16 protein-coding genes and 1 pseudogene are annotated in these 18907 nt (G+C 62.2%); 11 read left to right on the top strand and 6 right to left on the bottom strand.

Going from position 1 to position 18907, the window contains the following annotated elements:
* Positions 1–6: 6 nt before the first annotated feature.
* From ccsB to msrQ, 3 genes are all read left to right on the top strand, one after another.
* Positions 7–1191: a c-type cytochrome biogenesis protein CcsB gene (gene ccsB, locus PHO31112_RS15100; RefSeq protein ID WP_150621251.1), complete on the top strand. Its 1185-nt coding sequence runs from the start codon at positions 7–9 to the stop codon at positions 1189–1191.
* Positions 1192–1389: 198 nt separating this feature from the next.
* Positions 1390–2388: a protein-methionine-sulfoxide reductase catalytic subunit MsrP gene (gene msrP, locus PHO31112_RS15095; protein ID WP_150621250.1), complete on the top strand. Its 999-nt coding sequence runs from the start codon at positions 1390–1392 to the stop codon at positions 2386–2388.
* An 18-nt stretch (positions 2389–2406) separates the two neighbouring features.
* On the top strand, positions 2407–3153 hold the full coding sequence (gene msrQ, locus PHO31112_RS15090) for a protein-methionine-sulfoxide reductase heme-binding subunit MsrQ (protein ID WP_150621249.1): 747 nt from the start codon (positions 2407–2409) through the stop codon (positions 3151–3153).
* On the opposite strand, the gene lysA is transcribed toward msrQ, so the two are convergent.
* Both lysA and lptM read right to left on the bottom strand, forming a co-directional pair.
* Positions 3081–4349 carry a diaminopimelate decarboxylase gene (lysA, locus tag PHO31112_RS15085; protein WP_150621248.1) on the bottom strand — a complete coding sequence of 423 codons (1269 nt, stop codon included), beginning with the start codon at positions 4347–4349 and terminating at the stop codon, positions 3081–3083. The genes msrQ and lysA overlap by 73 nt on opposite strands.
* Before the next feature lie 65 nt (positions 4350–4414).
* Positions 4415–4642 (bottom strand): LPS translocon maturation chaperone LptM, encoded by a 228-nt coding sequence (lptM, locus tag PHO31112_RS15080; protein ID WP_150621247.1) that lies wholly within the window; start codon positions 4640–4642, stop codon positions 4415–4417.
* Positions 4643–4700: 58 nt separating this feature from the next.
* Here lptM and cyaY point away from each other — a divergent pair, with 58 nt between their 5' ends.
* Complete coding sequence (gene cyaY, locus PHO31112_RS15075; RefSeq protein WP_150621246.1) at positions 4701–5021, top strand: iron donor protein CyaY; 321 nt, start codon at positions 4701–4703, stop codon at positions 5019–5021.
* 104 nt (positions 5022–5125) lie between these two features.
* Here cyaY and PHO31112_RS15070 read toward each other — a convergent pair whose 3' ends face one another.
* Positions 5126–7573: a penicillin-binding protein 1A gene (locus PHO31112_RS15070; protein ID WP_150621245.1), complete on the bottom strand. Its 2448-nt coding sequence runs from the start codon at positions 7571–7573 to the stop codon at positions 5126–5128.
* Between the two features lie 244 nt (positions 7574–7817).
* Between PHO31112_RS15070 and pilM the strand changes: the two genes are divergently transcribed.
* From pilM to PHO31112_RS15040, 6 genes and pseudogenes are all read left to right on the top strand, one after another.
* On the top strand, positions 7818–8867 hold the full coding sequence (pilM, locus tag PHO31112_RS15065) for a type IV pilus biogenesis protein PilM (protein WP_150621244.1): 1050 nt from the start codon (positions 7818–7820) through the stop codon (positions 8865–8867).
* Between the two features lie 8 nt (positions 8868–8875).
* A complete protein-coding gene (locus PHO31112_RS15060) occupies positions 8876–9529 on the top strand; it encodes a PilN domain-containing protein (protein WP_150621243.1) in 654 nt (217 codons plus the stop codon).
* A complete protein-coding gene (gene pilQ, locus PHO31112_RS15055) occupies positions 9519–12257 on the top strand; it encodes a type IV pilus secretin PilQ (RefSeq protein ID WP_174995726.1) in 2739 nt (912 codons plus the stop codon). The genes PHO31112_RS15060 and pilQ overlap by 11 nt, the downstream gene beginning before the upstream one ends.
* Positions 12163–12681: pseudogene (locus PHO31112_RS15050) on the top strand (shikimate kinase); the annotation flags it as partial. The gene pilQ and the pseudogene PHO31112_RS15050, both read left to right, overlap by 95 nt.
* 236 nt (positions 12682–12917) lie before the next feature.
* Complete coding sequence (gene aroB / locus PHO31112_RS15045) at positions 12918–13994, top strand: 3-dehydroquinate synthase (protein ID WP_150621240.1); 1077 nt, start codon at positions 12918–12920, stop codon at positions 13992–13994.
* A 16-nt stretch (positions 13995–14010) separates the two neighbouring features.
* A complete protein-coding gene (locus PHO31112_RS15040; RefSeq protein ID WP_150621239.1) occupies positions 14011–15147 on the top strand; it encodes a deoxyguanosinetriphosphate triphosphohydrolase in 1137 nt (378 codons plus the stop codon).
* Positions 15148–15277: 130 nt separating this feature from the next.
* Here PHO31112_RS15040 and PHO31112_RS15035 read toward each other — a convergent pair whose 3' ends face one another.
* From PHO31112_RS15035 to PHO31112_RS15025, 3 genes are all read right to left on the bottom strand, one after another.
* Positions 15278–15655 carry an ElaB/YgaM/YqjD family protein gene (locus PHO31112_RS15035; protein ID WP_174995725.1) on the bottom strand — a complete coding sequence of 126 codons (378 nt, stop codon included), beginning with the start codon at positions 15653–15655 and terminating at the stop codon, positions 15278–15280.
* A 270-nt stretch (positions 15656–15925) separates the two neighbouring features.
* Positions 15926–16675, bottom strand: a complete 750-nt coding sequence (locus PHO31112_RS15030) for an OmpW/AlkL family protein (protein ID WP_150621237.1) — start codon at positions 16673–16675, stop codon at positions 15926–15928.
* A 268-nt stretch (positions 16676–16943) separates the two neighbouring features.
* Entirely contained in the window at positions 16944–17792 is an 849-nt protein-coding gene (locus tag PHO31112_RS15025; RefSeq protein WP_150621236.1) for an OmpW/AlkL family protein, read from the bottom strand.
* Between the two features lie 197 nt (positions 17793–17989).
* On the opposite strand from PHO31112_RS15025, the gene PHO31112_RS15020 reads away from it, so the two are divergent.
* Positions 17990–18691, top strand: a complete 702-nt coding sequence (locus PHO31112_RS15020; protein WP_010808150.1) for a transposase — start codon at positions 17990–17992, stop codon at positions 18689–18691.
* Positions 18692–18907: the final 216 nt, after the last annotated feature.

The raw sequence follows: 18907 nt of genomic DNA, 5'->3' as shown, positions 1-18907 counted from the left end.
AGACAGATGGAGTTATCGCAAAGCTATTCAGACGTCTCCTGGCTGCGCCAGCGCAGTATCGGCGACTGGCTGTTCGCACTGGCGCTGGCGATCGGTGCGGGCTTTGCCCTCAACCGCTACGGCCATTACATGGATTACTACGAGCACACGATTCTGGTGCTCGCCGTACCCACCTTCGCGCTACTCGGCTGGCATTGGCGATCCGTGCGCTGGCTGATGGCCGGGATCGCCATTCTCGCGCTCTCGGGTATCGGCTTGTATCACCATGATCTGGCGCGGGCCGATCAGGCGTTCTTCCTCAAATACTTCCTCTCGAGCCAGTCGGCCATCCTGTGGATGAGCGCGCTGTTCTTCCTGGCGACGCTTTTCTACTGGGGCGGTCTGCTCGCCCGTTCGCCGTTCGGTGCGAGCGTGGGCTCGTCATTGTGCTGGGCGGCGGTGCTGCTTGGCTTCACCGGCATGATGGTGCGCTGGTACGAATCGTATCTGGTGGGGGCCGACGTCGGCCACATTCCGATCTCGAACCTGTACGAAGTCTTCGTGCTCTTCTGCCTGATCACGGCGCTGTTCTACCTGTACTACGAGCGTCGCTATGAAACGCGCTCGCTCGGACCGTTCGTGCTGCTCGTCATCAGTGCGGCCGTCGGTTTCAACCTCTGGTACAGCGTGGCGCGCAGCGCCTATGAGATCCAGCCGCTGGTGCCGGCGCTGCAAAGCTGGTGGATGAAAATCCACGTGCCGGCGAACTTCATCGGTTACGGCACGTTCGCTCTCGCCGCGATGGTCGCGGTTGCGTATCTGCTCAAGTCGAGCGAAAACCGGCGTCTGGCAGCGGCCGGCAAGCCGCTCGACAGTGGTTTCTTCTCGTCGCGCCTGCCGTCGCTCGAATTGCTCGACGACGTGATGTACAAGGCCATCGCCGTGGGTTTCGCTTTCTTCACGATCGCCACGATTCTCGGCGCGTTGTGGGCTGCCGACGCGTGGGGCGGTTACTGGAGTTGGGACCCGAAGGAGACATGGGCGCTGATCGTCTGGCTGAACTACGCCGCGTGGCTGCACATGCGCCTGATGAAGGGGCTGCGTGGTGTGGTGGCGGCGTGGTGGTCGCTGACCGGTCTGCTGATCACGACGTTCGCGTTCCTCGGTGTGAACATGTTCCTCTCGGGGTTGCACAGCTACGGACAGCTCTGACGCGGGTCACCGCGTCGGGGCCCGCTCGGAAAGCCGCCGCGCTCAGGTGCCGGCGGTTTTTTTCATCGTGCCGTATGATTTCCCGCGGCGTGGTGGCGGGAACGGCGTCGCCGGAGCGTCAGTCTCAGTCGACAGTGGCGTCCGCCATTCAACGGAATGGACAACAGAGGCAGACCGGGCAGGTCTGGGAGGCGAATCATGAGTACGAGCAAATCGCGTTTGCGCGGTGCCGACATTCCGGCGAGCAGCATCACGCCTCGCGAGGTCGTCACCGGACGACGGCGCTTTCTGCGCGCTTCCGGCGCCGGACTGACGGGGCTGGGCGGTGCGGCCTTCGGCGTACTGCCGCAACGTCTCGCGTTCGCAGCCGATAGCCCCGGCACTGGCCTTGCAAAACTGACGTCCACACGTAACACGCGCTACGTGATTACCGACAAGCCGACCGACATCAAGGACGTCACCACCTACAACAACTTCTACGAGTTCGGCACCGACAAATCCGATCCGGCGCGCCGGGCCAGCACACTCAAGCTGCGCCCGTGGCAGATAGCGATCGAGGGCGAGGTGAAACAGCCGAAGGTCTACGATATCGATGCGCTGCTCAAGCTCGCACCGCTCGAGGAGCGTATCTATCGTCATCGGTGCGTCGAGGGCTGGTCGATGGTGATCCCGTGGATTGGCTACTCGCTCGCCGAACTCATCAATCAGGTACAGCCGACGGGCAACGCGAAATACGTGGAATTTGTCACGCTGGCCGATCCGAAGCAGATGCCGGGGCTGTCGTACCCCGTACTCAGTTGGCCGTACGTCGAGGGCCTGCGCATGGACGAGGCGATGCATCCGCTTTCTCTTCTGACGTTCGGGCTGTACGGCGAGGTGCTGCCGAACCAGAACGGCGCACCGGTGCGGATGGTGGTGCCGTGGAAGTATGGGTTCAAGAGCGCTAAATCCATCGTGAAGATCCGTTTCGTCGAAAAAATGCCGCTGACGAGCTGGAATCGTGCCGCGCCGGAGGAGTATGGCTTCTATTCCAACGTGAATCCCGGTGTCGATCATCCGCGCTGGAGTCAGGCGACCGAGCGGCGCATCGGCGATGGCGGTATTTTCACGCCCAAGCGCAAAACGTTGATGTTCAACGGCTACGGTGAGCAAGTCGCCAGCCTGTATCAGGGTATGGATCTGCGCAAATTCTTCTGAGCCGACAACCTCGTGCCGATGACGCCATCCAATTCGGGCGATGTGCCCGGCGCTGCCGCCGGCGCCGCCCGTGCCGCAAAATATTCGCCCCCCGTGCCGCGTTGGCTGCCGGGGGCAAAAGCGGCTATCTTCCTGCTGGCGACGGTGCCGTTGCTGCGGCTTGGCGTCTACGGATTGACGGATCGGCTTGGTGCGAATCCGGTCGAGTTCATTACGCGTTCGACAGGCACCTGGACGTTGGTGATGCTTTGCGTCACGCTCGCGATCACGCCGGTGCGTCGCGTGTTGGGGCAGCCATGGTTACTGCGCTTGCGCCGCATGCTCGGGCTGTTTGCGTTTTTCTACGGCGCGCTGCATTTCACGACGTATTTCTGGCTGGATCAGTGGTTCGATTGGGCGAGCATTCTGCGCGACGTGTCGGGCAAGCGCCCGTTCATTACCGTGGGTTTTGCGGCGTTCGTGCTAATGGTGCCGCTGGCGCTTACGTCGCCGTACGCGATGGCGCGACGCATGGGCGGGAGGCGCTGGCAGCGGCTGCATCGCGTGATCTATGCGATTGCCGTGCTGGCGATCCTGCACTACTGGTGGATGAAGGCGGGCAAGAACGATCTCGCCCAGCCGGCGATCTATGCGATCGTGGTGGCAGGCCTGCTCGGCGCCCGTCTGATCTGGGCACTTCGCAGGCAGTGGGGTCAGGCGTTCCCGGGCAGCAGCCGTTCGCCGGCAAACAGCGACTCGACCGTTTCACGTTCGCGCACGAGGTAGGCCTGGTCGCCGTCGACCATGACTTCGGCGGCGCGTGGACGCGTATTGTAGTTGGAACTCATCGTGAAGCCGTAGGCGCCCGCCGAGCGGATCGCGAGCAGATCACCCGGGGCAATCGCCAACGCGCGGTCGCGGCCGAGCCAGTCGCCGCTCTCGCACACGGGGCCTACCACGTCATAAGTCACTTCATCGGCTGCGCGACGCGCAACCGGGTCGATCGCGTGATATGCCTCGTACATTGCCGGACGCGCCAGATCGTTCATCGCCGCGTCGACGATGGCGAAATTCTTCGTCTCGCCGTGCTTGAGGAATTCCACGCGCGTGAGCAGCACGCCCGCGTTACCGACGAGCGAGCGGCCCGGCTCGAACAATACCTGACGATGACCATGACCGCGCTTGGCGATGTGATCGAGCAGCGTGGTGGCGAACGCGGTGATGTCCGGCGGCGTCTCGTCCGTATAGGTGATGCCCAGGCCGCCGCCAACGTCGATGTGATGCAGTGAGATGCCGGCGGTTTCGAGTTTTTCGACGAGATCGAGGATCTTGTCGGTCGCGTCGAGATACGGCGAAATTTCCGTGATTTGCGAGCCGATATGGCAGTCGATGCCAACGACTTCGAGGTTTGGCATCGCGGCGGCGACGCGATAGGCGTCGAAGGCTTCTTCGTAGGCCACGCCGAACTTATTGCCGCGCAGACCCGTGGAGATATACGGGTGCGTCTTGGCATCGACGTTCGGGTTCACGCGGAGCGACACGCGGGCACGCTTGCCGGCTTGTCCAGCCACTTCGTTGAGACGGTCGAGTTCCGGACGCGATTCCACGTTGAAGCAGAAGACATCCTTTTCCAGCGCGTAGCGCATCTCGTCCGCATGTTTGCCGACGCCCGAGAACACGGCGCGCTTCGGATCGCCCCCCGCCGCGATGACACGGGCGAGCTCACCGGCCGACACGATATCGAAGCCTGCGCCGAGCTTGGCGAACACGCCGAGCACGGCGAGGTTCGAGTTGGCCTTGGCGGCGTAGTGCACGGCGGCGTTGCGGCCTTCGCACGCCTTGGCGTAAGCCTGATAGGCGTTCGTCAGGGCCGCTTTCGAATAGACATACAGCGGCGTGCCGAAACGCTCGGCGAGCACGGGCAGGGCAACGTTCTCGGCGTGGAGTACGTTGTCGCGGTAGGAGAAGATAGCGTCGGACATCGCAAAAACTCGGTAATCAACTGGGGCACGCTGGCAAGGCGGAGGGCTTTCAGGCCTGACCCTGCTTATTCCGGCTTGGCTGCAGGCAGCGACGCGGCCGAGGGCACGTCGACCGACGGTCCACGCTGCGGCTCTGGCACGAGCGGCGGTGGCAGCAGCGGTGCACCTGGGGGCGGCACCGGTTTCGCCGGACGGGCCGGTATGTACAACGGCCCGGCCTGACCGCAGCCAGCCAACACGCTCAAAAGGGCAATCGAGGCTACAATCGCGCAGGTTCGAATAGGTGCAGTCATTGGGGGTATCGCCGCGTGGTGCGGCATGCGAACGATGACGCAAAGCATGGAGTTTAACATGACGGAAAGTGAATTCCTGGCGCTCGCCGAGGCAGTGCTGGCGCAGGTGGAGGTGGCCGTCGAGGGGAGCGACGTGGATATCGATTGCGAACGTACGGGCAACGTCCTGACGCTCGAATTCGAAGACAGCAGCAAGATCATCGTCAACCTGCAAACGCCGATGAGCGAAATTTGGGTGGCCGCGCGCTCGGGCGGTTTCCACTACCGTCTAAAGGGCGACGAATGGCGTGACACGCGCGACGATTCCGAACTGTTCGACGCACTGTCGCGTTTTGCGTCGCTACAGGCGGGCGAGACGGTGACGTTGCAGGCCGGCTGACAAAAAAATCGCGGTGCAGGGCTCCAGCCACGCTGGAGCCCTGCACCGCGTGGCGGTCCTGGGCGGTGCCGAGAGTTTCCGGGCCGCTGGCCCGGAGGACCGCGTCAGGGCTTGCTGTTGAACATGTCCAAAATGCGCTGACGCTCCTGACGGTCCACCGGTACGGGGGCTGGATTCGATTGAGCGGGTATCTGACCGGGCAGCGATCCGCCCGACGGGCCGGGCGCCGCCGACCCATCCGGCGCGGTATCGGCGCTCAAACCGACCGTACTCACCGCGCGTCCCGGCGGATAGTCATCGTAGAAGTAGTCGCCATTCGCCTGAATGATGCCCTGCGGCATCGCCCGCGTCGATTCCGGCACGCCGCGCAAGGCCTTCGACATGTAGTCGATCCAGATCGGCAGTGCCAGACCGCCGCCCGTTTCTCGATCGCCCAGATTGCGCGGCTGATCGAAGCCGATCCACGCCACGCCCACCAGTTGCGACTGATAGCCGGCGAACCAGGCATCGTGCGAATCGTTTGTCGTACCCGTCTTGCCGGCCAGATCTCTGCGCTTGAGCACGTTGGTCTTGGCTGCGGTCCCGCGTGTCGCGACGTCGTGCAACATCGAATTCATGATGAACGCATTGCGTGCCGGAATGGCCCGGATCGTCTCATCGCCCGCCATGGAGGGTTTTTCCTCCATGACGACATTACCCTTCGAGTCGGTAATGCGCGCCACGATGAACGGATTCACGCGGAAGCCGCCATTGGCAAACACTGCATAGGCGCTCGCCATTTGCAGTGGCGTGACCATCCCCGCACCCAGCGCCATCGGCAGATAGGCCGGATGCTTATCGGCTTCGAAGCCGAATCGTCCGATGAACTTCTGCGCATAGCCAGGCGTAATGCTCTGCAGGATTCGGATGGACACGAGGTTGCGTGAGCGCATCAGCGCAACGCGCATCGGCATCGGGCCTTCGAAGCCGCCGCCGTAGTTCTTCGGCTCCCACGGCTGACCACCCGTCTGCGCCGCCGTGAAGTACAGCGGGCCGTCATTGATGACGGTCGCCGGCGCGAAGCCCTTTTCAAGGGCCGCCGAGTAGATGAACGGCTTGAAGCTCGAGCCCGGTTGACGCCACGCCTGTGTGACGTGGTTGAACTTGTTCCGGTTGAAATCGAAGCCACCGACCAGCGATCGAATGGCGCCGTTCTGTGGGTCGAGCGATACGAACGCCGCTTCGATATCCGGCATCTGCACGATTTGCCAGTTTTCCTTCGCATCTTTTGTCACACGAATCACCGAGCCCCGGCGAATCTTCTGTTTCGGCTGGGCTTTTGCATTCAAACCGGCTGCGGCAAAGCGCAAACCGTCGCCGGTCACGGTAACGTCGTCGCCATTCAGCAGCACGGCCTTGACCTGCTGGGGCGAGGCGGAAAGCACCACAGCGGCAACCATATCGCCACTGTCCGGATGCTCGACCAGCGTGTCGTCGATCAATTGTTCGCGCTCGTCCTGATCGTCCGGCAGATCGATATTGGCCTCGGGGCCGCGATAGCCATGACGCAACTCGTAAGCCATGACGCCGGCGCGCAATGCCTCGTAGGCGGCTTCCTGATCGGCGGAATTGATCGTCGTGTAGACGTTGAAGCCACGCGTGTAGATCTCGTCCTTGAACTGGGCGTAGAGCAACTGGCGAACCATTTCCGCGACGTACCCTGCATGCACGCTGAACTCGCTGCCCAGCCCGCGCACTACCAGTTCCTGTGCGATGGCCTGATCGTATTCGGCCTTCGTGATGTACCCGAGGTCGTACATCCGCTTGAGGATGTACTCCTGACGCACGCGAGCGCGCTTGTAGTTGACGATCGGGTTATATGCCGACGGCGCCTTAGGCAGTCCGGCGAGCATGGCGGCCTCAGCGAGCGTGATGTCCTTCAGATCCTTGCCGAAGTAGACGCGTGCCGCACTGGCGAAGCCGTAGGCGCGTTCTCCGAGATAGATCTGATTCATGTATAGCTCGAGAATCTGATCTTTCGTGAGGCGTGACTCGATCTTGTAGGCGAGCAGCGCTTCGTAAATCTTGCGCGTATAGGTTTTCTCGCTCGACAGGAAGAAGTTGCGCGCGACCTGCATCGTGATCGTACTGGCGCCCTGCGAGGACCCGCCACGTGTGAAATTCGCGACGCCCGCGCGGAAAATGCCGATGAAGTCGACCCCGCCGTGTTGATAGAAGCGATCGTCCTCGATGGCGATCACCGCTTTCTTCATGACGTCCGGAATATCGGCGAAGTGCACCAGATTGCGACGCTCCTCACCGAATTCGCCAATCTGGATTTCATCGGCGGTGTAAATGCGCAACGGGATCTTGGGCCGGTAGTCGACGATCGTGTCGAGCGATGGCAACTGTGGCGTCATCACCACCAGGATGTACCCCACGAGCAACGCGCCACAGACGACCATCGCGGCGATCAGGCCGGCGAACCAAAGAGCGAGGCGCAGCCAGATGGAGCGGCGCAATTTGGGCGGGCGCTTGTCGCGGGGTGTCTCAGTTTGGGGTGTGCTTGCCATGGGGGAACCGGAAAAATCGATGGGCCGATTATAACGAACGACCCGCAACCTCCCGTTGCAGCCCCCCGAAATCGGGGTTCAGGCCTACGGGTTCCAGGAATTGGACGAAGAAAAAGCGGCGTGAATTCCTAAAGCGCATCTCGCTTACCTCGTCGACGCGTGGATTCGGACTGGTCCGATTGGGCTGTCTCGTTGCGCTGGATAGCATCGATCACATCGACAAGAAGAGAGAAGGGAGGACGTCATGATCGAAGCGGTCTTGCGCAGTGTGCGCCACGTCGGCAGCCAGTTTTCGGCGGTGTTGCCGCGCGCCGGGGGTGGGGGTTGCGGTATTTATTTTGACGCTGGCGGCCTGCATTTCGTTCGCCTGACGCGTGTGGCCGGACTTGCGCGATTGCGTCTGGCCGGCCACGGGTCGGCCGTGTTGGAGGATGACATGCTGCGCGGTGCGTTGATCGCCAAGCCGGAAGCGGCAGCCCGTCGTCTGGACGAGCTACTGGAACGAATCGGCATCAACGCCACGGATTTGCATGATGACACCATCGTGCTCGCCCTACCTGCGCACGGGCTCAAAACGCAGGTCGTCGACTATCCGGCGGACCTTCCGGCGCGTGCGTTGCGCGCTTGGTGCGAGCGGCGCGCCGCCTTGTTGTTGCCTGGGGACGGCGACCCCGATTTGCGCAATCGTGTCGGTGTGACGTGGGCCGACCCGGGCAATCACCGGCTGCGGTTGTACGCCTGCGAGGCCGAATTGGTGGACGACCGCGTCGCCGTGCTCGAAATGTCGGGACTTCGCGTGCATGCGATCGACGCGGCGCACGAGGCGGGGCGCAGAGCATTCCGATGGGCGTGGCCGACAGATGGCGACGCGAGTGCGCCCGAGCGAGCCGGCACGCCTAAGGCGCTGTTGCAGGTGGATGCTCACGATCTCGATCTGTCGGTATTCGACTCAGACACCTGTGTTGCCGACGCGCGAGAGCGATTCGATGGCGTCGGTGCGCATCCCGATGCATTGGCAAGCGTTGTGCGAGAGTTGGCGGGCAAGCTGCCGGTCGGTCCCCGCGTCATGTACGTGGCTGCGCAGGGCGCGAGTCCCGGTGAGCTCGTGGCGATCTGCGATGCCTTGGGTGCGGCGTGCGGCATACCGGTGAGGCCATTCGATCCGCTGCGGCGCTTTGAGGCGCAGGGTGCGGCGGGGCCGAGGCGTCAGACGTTCGCGCAACGCACATCGCTTGCTGTGCCGTGCGGGCTCGCACTGCGTGCCATGTCGATGCAGGGGGTGGCATGCGAATGAGTGTGGAAATGCCGCCGCTCGATTTCCTTCCCACCTTGGCTCAGCGACGGCAGCGCGACTTTCGGCGGCAATGCCGCATGTGGGCGTGCGTGGCGGCGTTCGGCGCGCTGGCGTCGCTTGTGCCGATTGTCCGCGACATTCACCTGCATCGTGAGGCGCTGGCGCAATTGGCAGTGTTACGCGTAGCCAGCGACAAGTTGAGCGCAACGTTGACGGCGTTCGACATCACGGGGCGCAAACTCGCCATCATGCATGCTCATCGCCGGGCTGCCGTCGCACTGGTCGAACGGCGGCAACCCGTCGCTTACCGATTGCTGGACATCATGCGCGCCTGCGCCGACGGCGTGCGATTGACCGCGGTGACGACGGGCGACGCTCAGCTACGTGTCGAGGGCTATGCGACGACGCAATCGCGAGTGCGCGAAACACAGAAGCGCTTGAGAGCGCTACCGTGGGTGCGCAAAGTGGCGGAAGTCGAATCGAGTGTCGTACCGGAGCGCGTCAGACGTCAGTGGGTGAGCGCTGCGGCGCAGGCACTGGCGCCGAACATCCGGCGATTCACGCTACGTATCGAATGGAAAGTGGACGCTAAACCGATTGCACTCGCCGTCGATGCGGATGCCGGCGTTGCATCGAGAGAAGAGGTGCCCGATGTACGGTGAGCACCCTCCGCCGGATGATGTCCGCGACATTTTTCACGACGTGGTGGCCCGTTGGCGCGCGCGACGGTCGGCATGGCGCTCGGTCTCGCCGGCCGAATGGGCGCGGCCGGTGCGGTGGGCGCTGGCAAGCCTCGCGTGGCTGATGGGCCTTGCAATGGCGTGGTCGGTCTGGTGGCTGGTGGGCTTGCCTGCGCGCGCAACCTTGCAGAAGGATCTCGGCGTCGAGCAGCAGACATTGGATAGTGCTCACGACGCTGCGCGTCGATTGCCCGTCCTGATGGCGGCGCTTCAAGATGCAGAGGCCGAGTCGGCGGCCTGGCGGCGTTTGCTGCCGCTCGCCGTGAAAGGCGAAGGCGATGACGCTCTGGCAACGGGTCAGTCCGAGACTCCGCTGCCCGAATCCGCGAATGACGCGGATTCGGCGTGGCGTGCCGATCTCGAGCATCTCGTTGCTCGCGCGGGCCTGACGTTGGAGACGGCCCGCGCGGGACCGTCGGCGTTAGCGGGCGATATCGCGATCGAGCGGGCGGAAGTCCGCGTCAGGGGGCCCGTCTCGAACTTGCTTGGCTGGCTCGCCGAGATCGACAGCGTGCCGCGTCATGTGGCTGTCGAGCACCTGTCGCTTCAGGGGCCCGGATGGGGATCGTCGGGCGCGACAGGTGCAGGCGATGCCGACGCCGGACTCACCGTCACGGTGGCTGCCTACCTCTGGCAGCAGCCCTCGGATCTGCCCGGTGCGCCCGTGGCGCAGCCTTTGCCGGCGTTGCCGGTGCCTGCGTCGCGCTGGCGCATGCCCGAAGACACGAATGACGTCTTTCGCACACCGCTCACACGTCATTCCGCGCAAGACGCCGTGACGATGTCACCTTCCGGGCCGCAGCAGGCATCGGACGACGATGGGACGCCGGTCGGATCGATGCGTGCGGGATCGCGTCAAGTCACGCTGCGACGCACGACCACGCCCGGATTGGCGGCGACATGGCACGAGGAGCCGTCACGGCAACGGACAGCGGATGCGCTGTGCGTTGATATCACGCTCCATGGTGTCGACGTGGTCGATGCGCTACGGGCATTCGCGCGTCTGACCGAGCGGAGCGTGGTGATCGGCGAGCGTGTTGCAGGGCGCCTCGACATGGAGGTGCGGTGTGTGTCTGCGGCCACGGCATTCGACGTGATGATCCGGAGTGCCGGCCTCGGCGTCCAATCCCTGAACGGCGTCGATTGGATCGCCCCGCGAGCTGACCTGCTGGCCGACGAGCAGACGCAACTGGAGGCTGCGGCAAAGCGTGAGGCGTTGTTGCCGCTGGCCAGCCGGCGCTTCACGCTGAACTACCCCCGGGCGTTGGCGTTGCGGGAGATCATCATGGGCGAGAAAGACCGTAAGGGGCAGCGGCTGTTGTCCTCGCGAGGCAGTCTGATCGCCGATCCGCGAACGAACCAATTGTTCGTGACCGACTTACCGGAAAAACTCGATGCGCTGGCTTCGTTCGTTGCGCGGATCGACGTACCCGTGCGGCAGGTGCTGATCGAAGCGCGCATCGTTGAAGCCGACGACCGGTTCAGTGAGTCGCTTGGCATCCGGCTGGCGGGATACGACGGGCGGGGAGATAGTGGGCAGAGGGCGCGCGGCCGACCTGCGGCAGGCAATTCGTCCGGCAACGGCGGCACGAACCAGAGCGATGGACAGTCGCAAGGCCATACGCTCGACGTTGGCCTGTCTGCGGCGGCGCTGGCAGGCGTCACGCCGCCCAGTCTGGCAATCACGCTATTCGGTCGCTCGGCAACGCGCTTTCTGCAATTGGAACTGTCGGCGCTCGAGACGACCGGGCGTGGGCGTGTCGTTTCCCGGCCGCGCGTGGTCACGGCGGATAAGATTCAGGCCGTCATCGAGCAAGGCACGGAGTTGCCATACCAGACCCGCAGCGGGCGTCGTAGCGTGACTTCCGTCCAATTTCGCAAGGCTACGCTGAAGCTCGAAGTGACGCCGCTGATCACGCCCGATGGTCAGGTGATCCTGGATGTCGACGTGCGCAAGGACAGCATTGGGCAAGCCGTGGCCGAGGGCTTTGCTGTGGACACCCGGCACGTCAAGACGCAGGTCCAGGTCGAGAACGGCGGGACCGTGGCTATCGGCGGGATCTACCAGGAGGAGCGCCGCGACACTCATGCCAGCGTGCCATGGTTGGGGAATGTGCCATTGCTGGGGGCGCTGTTCCGTAATCGAGCCAACAACGACCGCCGTACTGAACTGCTGGTGTTTCTCACGCCCAGCGTGGTGCCTGAGGGTAAGCATGGTGAAGCTACTGCCGATCCTGCGAGGCATTCATCCTTGGGCGCGGGCACGAGCATGGGCACGAAAGCCGGCCCGTCGAGCCCCGGTGGCGCGGTGGATGGCGCGCATGCGCTGGCGCCGGGGCAAGCGTCAGCACAGGGCGCAACCCCGAACTCCCCCCGAGCAGCCCGCATCCCGCCAGCATCGGGGACGTTGCCGGCAGCGCTCTTCGAACCGTCGCCAAACGTCCTGCTGTTTGGCCATCCCCGGCTTACCGGGGTGTTCCCCGAGGCGACGCGTTCCGCACGCCCGACGCATATCCCGGTATCATCGGGGGCTGGAACCCAAATATCAGCGATTTATGCTGGAAAACGTAATACTTGTCGGATTGATGGGGGCGGGCAAGACCACGGTTGGACGCGCAGTGGCACGACGTCTTGGACGGCAGTTCTATGACTCCGACCATGAGATCGAGGCGCGCACGGGTGTGCGCATTCCGGTCATCTTCGAACACGAAGGCGAGGACGGCTTCCGTCAGCGCGAAGCCCAGACCATCGACGAACTCACCCAACGCAGTGGAATCGTACTCGCGACGGGCGGGGGCGCGGTGCTGCGCGCCGAAAATCGCGAGAACATCAAGTCGCGGGGCACCGTCGTGTATCTGCGCGCCAATCCGCACGATCTCTGGCTGCGCACGCGTCGCGACAAGAACCGTCCGTTGCTGCAAACCGCAGACCCGCGAGCGCGTCTCGAGCAGTTGTTCCAGGAGCGCGACGCGCTGTATCGCGAATGCGCGACCTTTGTCATCGAGACCGGTCGGCCGAGCGTCAATGCGCTCGTCAATATGGTGCTGATGCAACTGGAAATGGCTGGGATCGTACCCAGCAACGCCGGGGTGTCGCACGAGGTGCCGGACACCGCCGAGGGTGCGCAAGCCGAGGCTCGCGACGTCGCGCACGATGTAGCGCACGACATGACAGGGCAGGCGGACGGCAGCGACGGGGATCCCGCGCAAGCCGGTCGCGAGGATGCGCCGCAGACGACACCTGCGACACCCGCACCCGACACGCTTCCTCGCTGATTCCGCCGATATCGCTGAACATGACAACAAGCGGCATGATTACCCTCAAACTTGATCTCGGCGAGCGCGCCTACCCCATTCACATCGGCACCGACCTGCTTACGCAGGAAGCCCTGTTCGCGCCGCATGTGCGTGGCACGCACGCCGTGATCGTGACGAACACGACCGTTGCCCCGCTTTACGCGGAACGTGTCGCAGCAACGTTGCAACGACTCGGCAAGCGCGTGGTCACCGCAGTGCTACCCGATGGAGAGGCACACAAGAACTGGCAGACGCTCAATCTGATTTTCGACGCGCTGCTGGGGGCGCAGGCGGACCGTAAGGCTACACTCATCGCGCTGGGCGGCGGTGTCGTCGGCGACATGACGGGGTTTGCCGCCGCCTGCTACATGCGGGGTGTTCCCTTCGTGCAAGTGCCGACGACGTTGCTCGCGCAGGTGGATTCGTCCGTCGGCGGCAAGACGGGCATCAACCATCCGCTCGGCAAAAACATGATCGGGGCGTTTTGGCAGCCGAGCGCGGTACTCGCCGACATTGGCACGTTGTCCACGTTACCTGAGCGTGAGTTGGCGGCCGGGATGGCAGAAGTCATCAAGCACGGCGCGATTGCCGATGAAAAGTACTTCGACTGGATCGAAGCGAGTATCGACGCATTGAATGCCCGCGATACGGCGGCGCTCTCTTATGCGGTGCAGCGTTCCTGCGAGATCAAGGCACAAGTCGTCGCCAGCGACGAACGTGAACAAGGCCTGCGTGCTACGCTGAATTTCGGCCACACGTTCGGTCATGCCATCGAAGCCGGGCTTGGCTACGGCGAATGGCTGCATGGCGAAGCCGTGGGATGCGGTATGGTGATGGCCGCCGATCTGTCGGCTCGGTTGGGCTTCATCGACGAAGCCCTCCTGTCGCGTATCAAGGCGCTGGTCACGGCGGCCAAGCTGCCAGTGAAGGGGCCGGACCTCGGGGAAGATCGCTATATCGCTCTGATGCGGGTCGACAAGAAGGCGGAAGGCGGGGACATCCGCTTCGTGCTGCTTAACCGGCTGGGGCAGGCGTTCATGACGAGCGTTCCCGACGCCGAACTTCGCGCTACCTTGCGCGCCAATACTTGAGGACGGAGGGCTGGCGATGATCGATTACGAAGCGTCGCTTGCCCCTTACGCGGCGCGCTCCAGCGCGTCACGCGGGCGGCGGTTCAAGGAGCCGGTATCCACGACGCGCACGGACTTTCAGCGCGACCGCGACCGCATCATTCATTCGACCGCATTTCGCCGGCTCGAATACAAGACGCAAGTCTTTGTGAATCACGAGGGCGATCTGTTCCGCACGCGTCTGACGCACAGTCTGGAAGTCGCGCAGATTGGCCGGTCGATCGCGAGGAATCTGCGCGTCAACGAAGATCTCATCGAGGCGATAGCGTTGGCGCATGACCTGGGGCACACCCCCTTCGGCCACGCCGGACAGGACGCGCTCAACGCCTGCATGCAGGACCACGGCGGGTTCGAGCACAACTTGCAAAGCCTGATCGTTGTCGACGAACTCGAGGAGCATTACGGCGGCTTTAACGGTCTGAACCTCTGTTTCGAGACCCGCGAAGGCATTCTCAAGCATTGCTCCCGCGCCAATGCGAGAGGCTTGGGCGAGCTTGGCGAACGTTTCCTCAAGGGACGCCAGCCCGGCATCGAGGCGCAGATTGCCAATCTCGCCGACGAGATCGCGTACAACAATCACGATATCGACGACGGCGTGCGCTCAGGTTTGCTGTCACTCGATCAGCTTGACGACGTACCGCTCTGGAAGCGCTACTGCGCTGAAGCACGGTTAGCATGGCCGGAGATTTCCGGTCGGCGGCTGGTGCATGAAACAACGCGACGGATCATCAACGCACTGATCGTCGACCTGATTACGACCACACGCCAACGTGTGACGGACGCTTCGCCGTCCTCGATGGATGACGTGCGCGGCGCTGGGCCGCTAGTGGCTTTCAGCAGCGAGATGCGCGAGCAGGCAGGACACCTCAAGCGGTTCCTGTTCGATAACCTGTATCGGCACTACCTTGTCATGCGCATGGCCGCGAAAGCGCAGCGTATCGTTCAGGAGCTGTTCGATGCTTTCCTTGCTGATCCCCGCTTGCTGCCACCGAATTACCGCGCCGGGAATGCAGAGGATCAGCCGCGCTGGATCGCGCACTACGTCGCTGGGATGACGGATCGTTACGCCATCAAGGAATACCGCAGGTTGTTCACGATCGAGCCCACGCTTTGAGGCCCGGTGAGGGAATAAAACGAAACAGCCGGCATTTGCCGGCTGCTTTCATCCTGGCCGTGCCGACGAGAATCTGGATCGCTTCGTCAGACGGAAAACCCGGACGTGTGCAATGCCTTGCCGGGAACGATCAACTGCGTCCCGCGATGAAACCGAGTACCAGCGCCACGGCGGCTACGGCGCCCAAGGTCTGCCACGGACGTTCGTGCACGTAGCCGTCGGCTTCCTCCCAGACTTCGTTGGCGCGGCGGCGCAGGTTGGCACGCACATCGCCGAAGTCGCTGCGCGCCTGCCGGAGTTTGTCGCCGATTTCGGCTCGCAGGGCCTCAACATCCGAAGCCGATTTGGCGTTGGAGAGGGCGTGCTCAAGATCGTCCAGCAGATCGCGCACACGCGCCGAAACATCGCCGTTTGCCAGACGCGCTGCGCGCGCCGCACGTCGTCCGGCATAGCGCGCATCTTCCAGACCGCTGTTGAGTACTGTTTCCGCTTTCGAGGTAATTCCCATTTTCAGACTCCCAAAAGGTGGTATTGAAATGCGGCGTTCGATGCACCCTGGTTGGGCCGACGCCGGTGGAACCCTGAGGCGAACAGCCATTATGGCGCGGCAGTTCGCGTGCGTACACCTTCAGAGACAGTGGAGGAAGAAAGAAAGTTGCGGTGTGTTTGCTGAAGATCGTGTGAGAAGACGCCTACGTTGTTGCCAGAAATGAGAAAACGCCGCGCGAGGCGGCGTTTTCGGAACCGCTTGACGCGTCTTTCGACGCGTCGAGGCTGGTTAGAAGCGATAACCCAGCGACAGGAACGTCACCACCGGGTTCAGTCTGACCTTGGCTTCGCTGGTCGTCGTGATCGGACCGCGAGTCGTCGTCAGCTTGGCCGTCGTGCTGACCGGGATGTACGACACCGAGAAAGCCAGCGTCCAATGCTTGTCCATGTTGTAGTTGATACCGGCGTTGAAGACCGGAGCCCACGAATTGGTCAGACTTGCCGTCGTGTTGCCGCCGGGGCCGAGGGTCAGCGCATTGCTGGCCAGCGACTGGAAGCCCGGCGTGAGTTCGATGTTCGAGTAGAAGAAGTAGCTGGCCCCGATACCCAGGAACGGGCGCCACTTGTCGTTTGCCTGGCCGAAGTAATACTTCAGCAACAGCGCAGGGCTCCACTGCTTGGCCGAGGCGAGCGAGCCTCCACCCGGCAACGCAAGGCTACCCTGGCCGTACAGGCGGAACTTCGGCGGAAGGCCGAGCACAGCTTCCACGGCGATGTTGTCGGTGAAGAAGTGGGAAACCGTGAGGCCCACCGTGTCGGCGTCGTCCACCTGTGCGCCGGTGTTGCCCAGGCGGCTGTTCAACGCATTGGCCAGGCCAGGTACGGTCGATCCCGTCACATTCAGCGGCTTACTCGAGACCTGGGGCGAGAGATGGAACCAGCCAAGGTTGATAACGTTATCGCCAGCTTGCTGTGCGAAGGTGGCCCCCGATGCCGTCAGCATGGCTGCGGCAGCAATTGTCAAATGCTTCAACTTCATCGATTCGTCTCCTGCTCAAGATTCTTTATTGTTGAGAATTCCGTTAAATGAAATTCAGGGCCATTATGCCGACCGTGCAAAACGCCGGATAGCAAGAGTCTGGAGGCCGCGCTCTAAAGGTGTTGTTTCCGCGCATCGAATCATGGAATGCCCCTAGAAAAAAGCGCTGGACGAAAGAAAAGCGTGCCCTTATACGTCAGGCACGCTTTTGGGAATTCACTGCGGAGTCCGACATGCCGGACGCATTTTGCGTCCCGCACACTGAGTTTTAGAACTTGTAGCCGAGCGATACGAAGGTCACAATCGGATTCAGCTTGATTTCGGCGTCCGATGACGAGAGAACCGTTCCGTCCTGCGCCTTGATCTTGATGTTCGCGGTGGTTTTGAGTGGCAAGTAGGAGACCGATGCGCTCGCGACCCAGTGTTTGTCGAAGGCGTAGGAAAGGCCGGCGTTAAAAACCGGTTGCCACGACGCCGACGATTTCGCTTCAACGCTCGTTGGCCCGTTATGCCCGGAAGTCAATGCAAGCACGCTACCGAAATTCTGATTCAGTGCCGCTTCGAAATTCGGATTGAGACTGACGTTCGTGAAGAACGTGTAGCTCACACCGACACCCAGAAAAGGGCGCAACGACGAATTGGCTTGTCCGAAGTAATATTGCAGCACGAGCGCCGGACTCCATTGGCGAACGCTTTGCACAATCGGGTTGTTTTGCGCCACGCCGAGGTCGATACTCGTAAGCGCGCCGGCGATGCTTGGCGGTGCGATCACGCCCTGACCCGTGAGCTTGAATTTGGCGGGAACACCGGCCACTGTCTGCAAGGCAATGTTGTCGGTGAAGAAGTGGGTAACGACAAGCCCGAGCGTGTCGGCGTTGCTGACCTTCGCGCCGCTGCCGGGAGAAGTGAAGTTCGACGGCACCAGGGCCGGTGTGAGACCCTCCTGAGTGACGCTGGTGGTCATCGGCTTGCTGGAGTCTTGCGGGGCGATGTGAAACCATCCGAGGTTGACGACGTTGTCGCCGGCTTGTTGGGCAATGGCGCTGGTGGACGCCAGGGAAATGCCGAATCCGAGCGCGCAAAGGCGCGCCGCGAACCGATAGGTTCGAGTTGTCATTTGTCTATCCTCCCAAGATTATTTATTTATTTTTCGGTGCATTATGCGCTTGGGATTTCATGGCGCAATTGCCGGATCTAGAGCTTTTGCACGAATTAACGGGTTTGGCTGGATATCAGTATTTAAAGAGATTTTTCGAGATAAAACTCTCTCGTGAATCGTGATGTCGAGCTTTAAAGAATTACATTTAAACAAGCATGGCCCGATTACCGAGACTTTTTATTCCGCGCCAACCGCAGCATGTCATTCTGCGCGGCAATAACCGGCAAGCAATCTTCGTGGACGATGAAGACCGCCGCGTATTCCACGACCGGCTGCGCGACGCGGCGCGCGCCAACGGATTGGCGATTCACGCGTGGTGCATGATGCCGAACCATCTGCATCTGGTCGCTACGCCGTCCGACGAGCGCAGTCTGCCGGCAACCTTGCAGGCGGTCGGCCGCTATTACGTGCTGTATTTCAACCGTCGCCACCACCGCACCGGCACCCTGTGGGAAGGCCGGTATCGCGCCACGGTGATCGAGGCCGAACACTATCTGCTGCTGGCGAGCCGTTATGTCGAGCTCAATCCGGTACGCGCAGGTCTGGTAGACGCCCCAGGTAATTACGTGTGGTCGAGTTACAACCATCACGTCGGCCTCACGGTCGACAGCCTGGTGACGGACCACGCGCTGTACTGGGCGCTCGGCAATACGCCGTTCGAACGTCAGCGCGCTTACGCAGAGGGGTTCTCGATTCCGCTGCCACCGCATGAGATCGACGCACTGCGTACAGCAACGCAAAAAGGGTGGTTGCTCGGCGGCCCCGAGTATCAGGCGCGCATGTCGCTCGCCGCGAATCGCCGGGTGAGTCCGCTAACGCGTGGCCGCCCCCGAAAGCCGGTGTCCGATACCCTTTGATGCACCTCCCGGCGGGCCGGCTCCGGTCCGCCGTCTATCTCCCAAGCACTTGAAATCACGAATCTTTCCTCAAATCTTTATCGTGCGAAATTGATTTGACCCCAATAAAAACAAGCCTTCTTTTGGTGCGGTTTTTAATTAGAATCTGACCCCATTAAAATATTTTGTCATTGTGAATTTCATGGCGTATATTCCAACTTCGGCCGATTGGTGCGA

It is taken from the genome of Pandoraea horticolens (assembly GCF_902459555.1).
Lineage (GTDB): Bacteria > Pseudomonadota > Gammaproteobacteria > Burkholderiales > Burkholderiaceae > Pandoraea > Pandoraea horticolens.
This window is presented reverse-complemented; position numbering and strand designations above follow the sequence as displayed.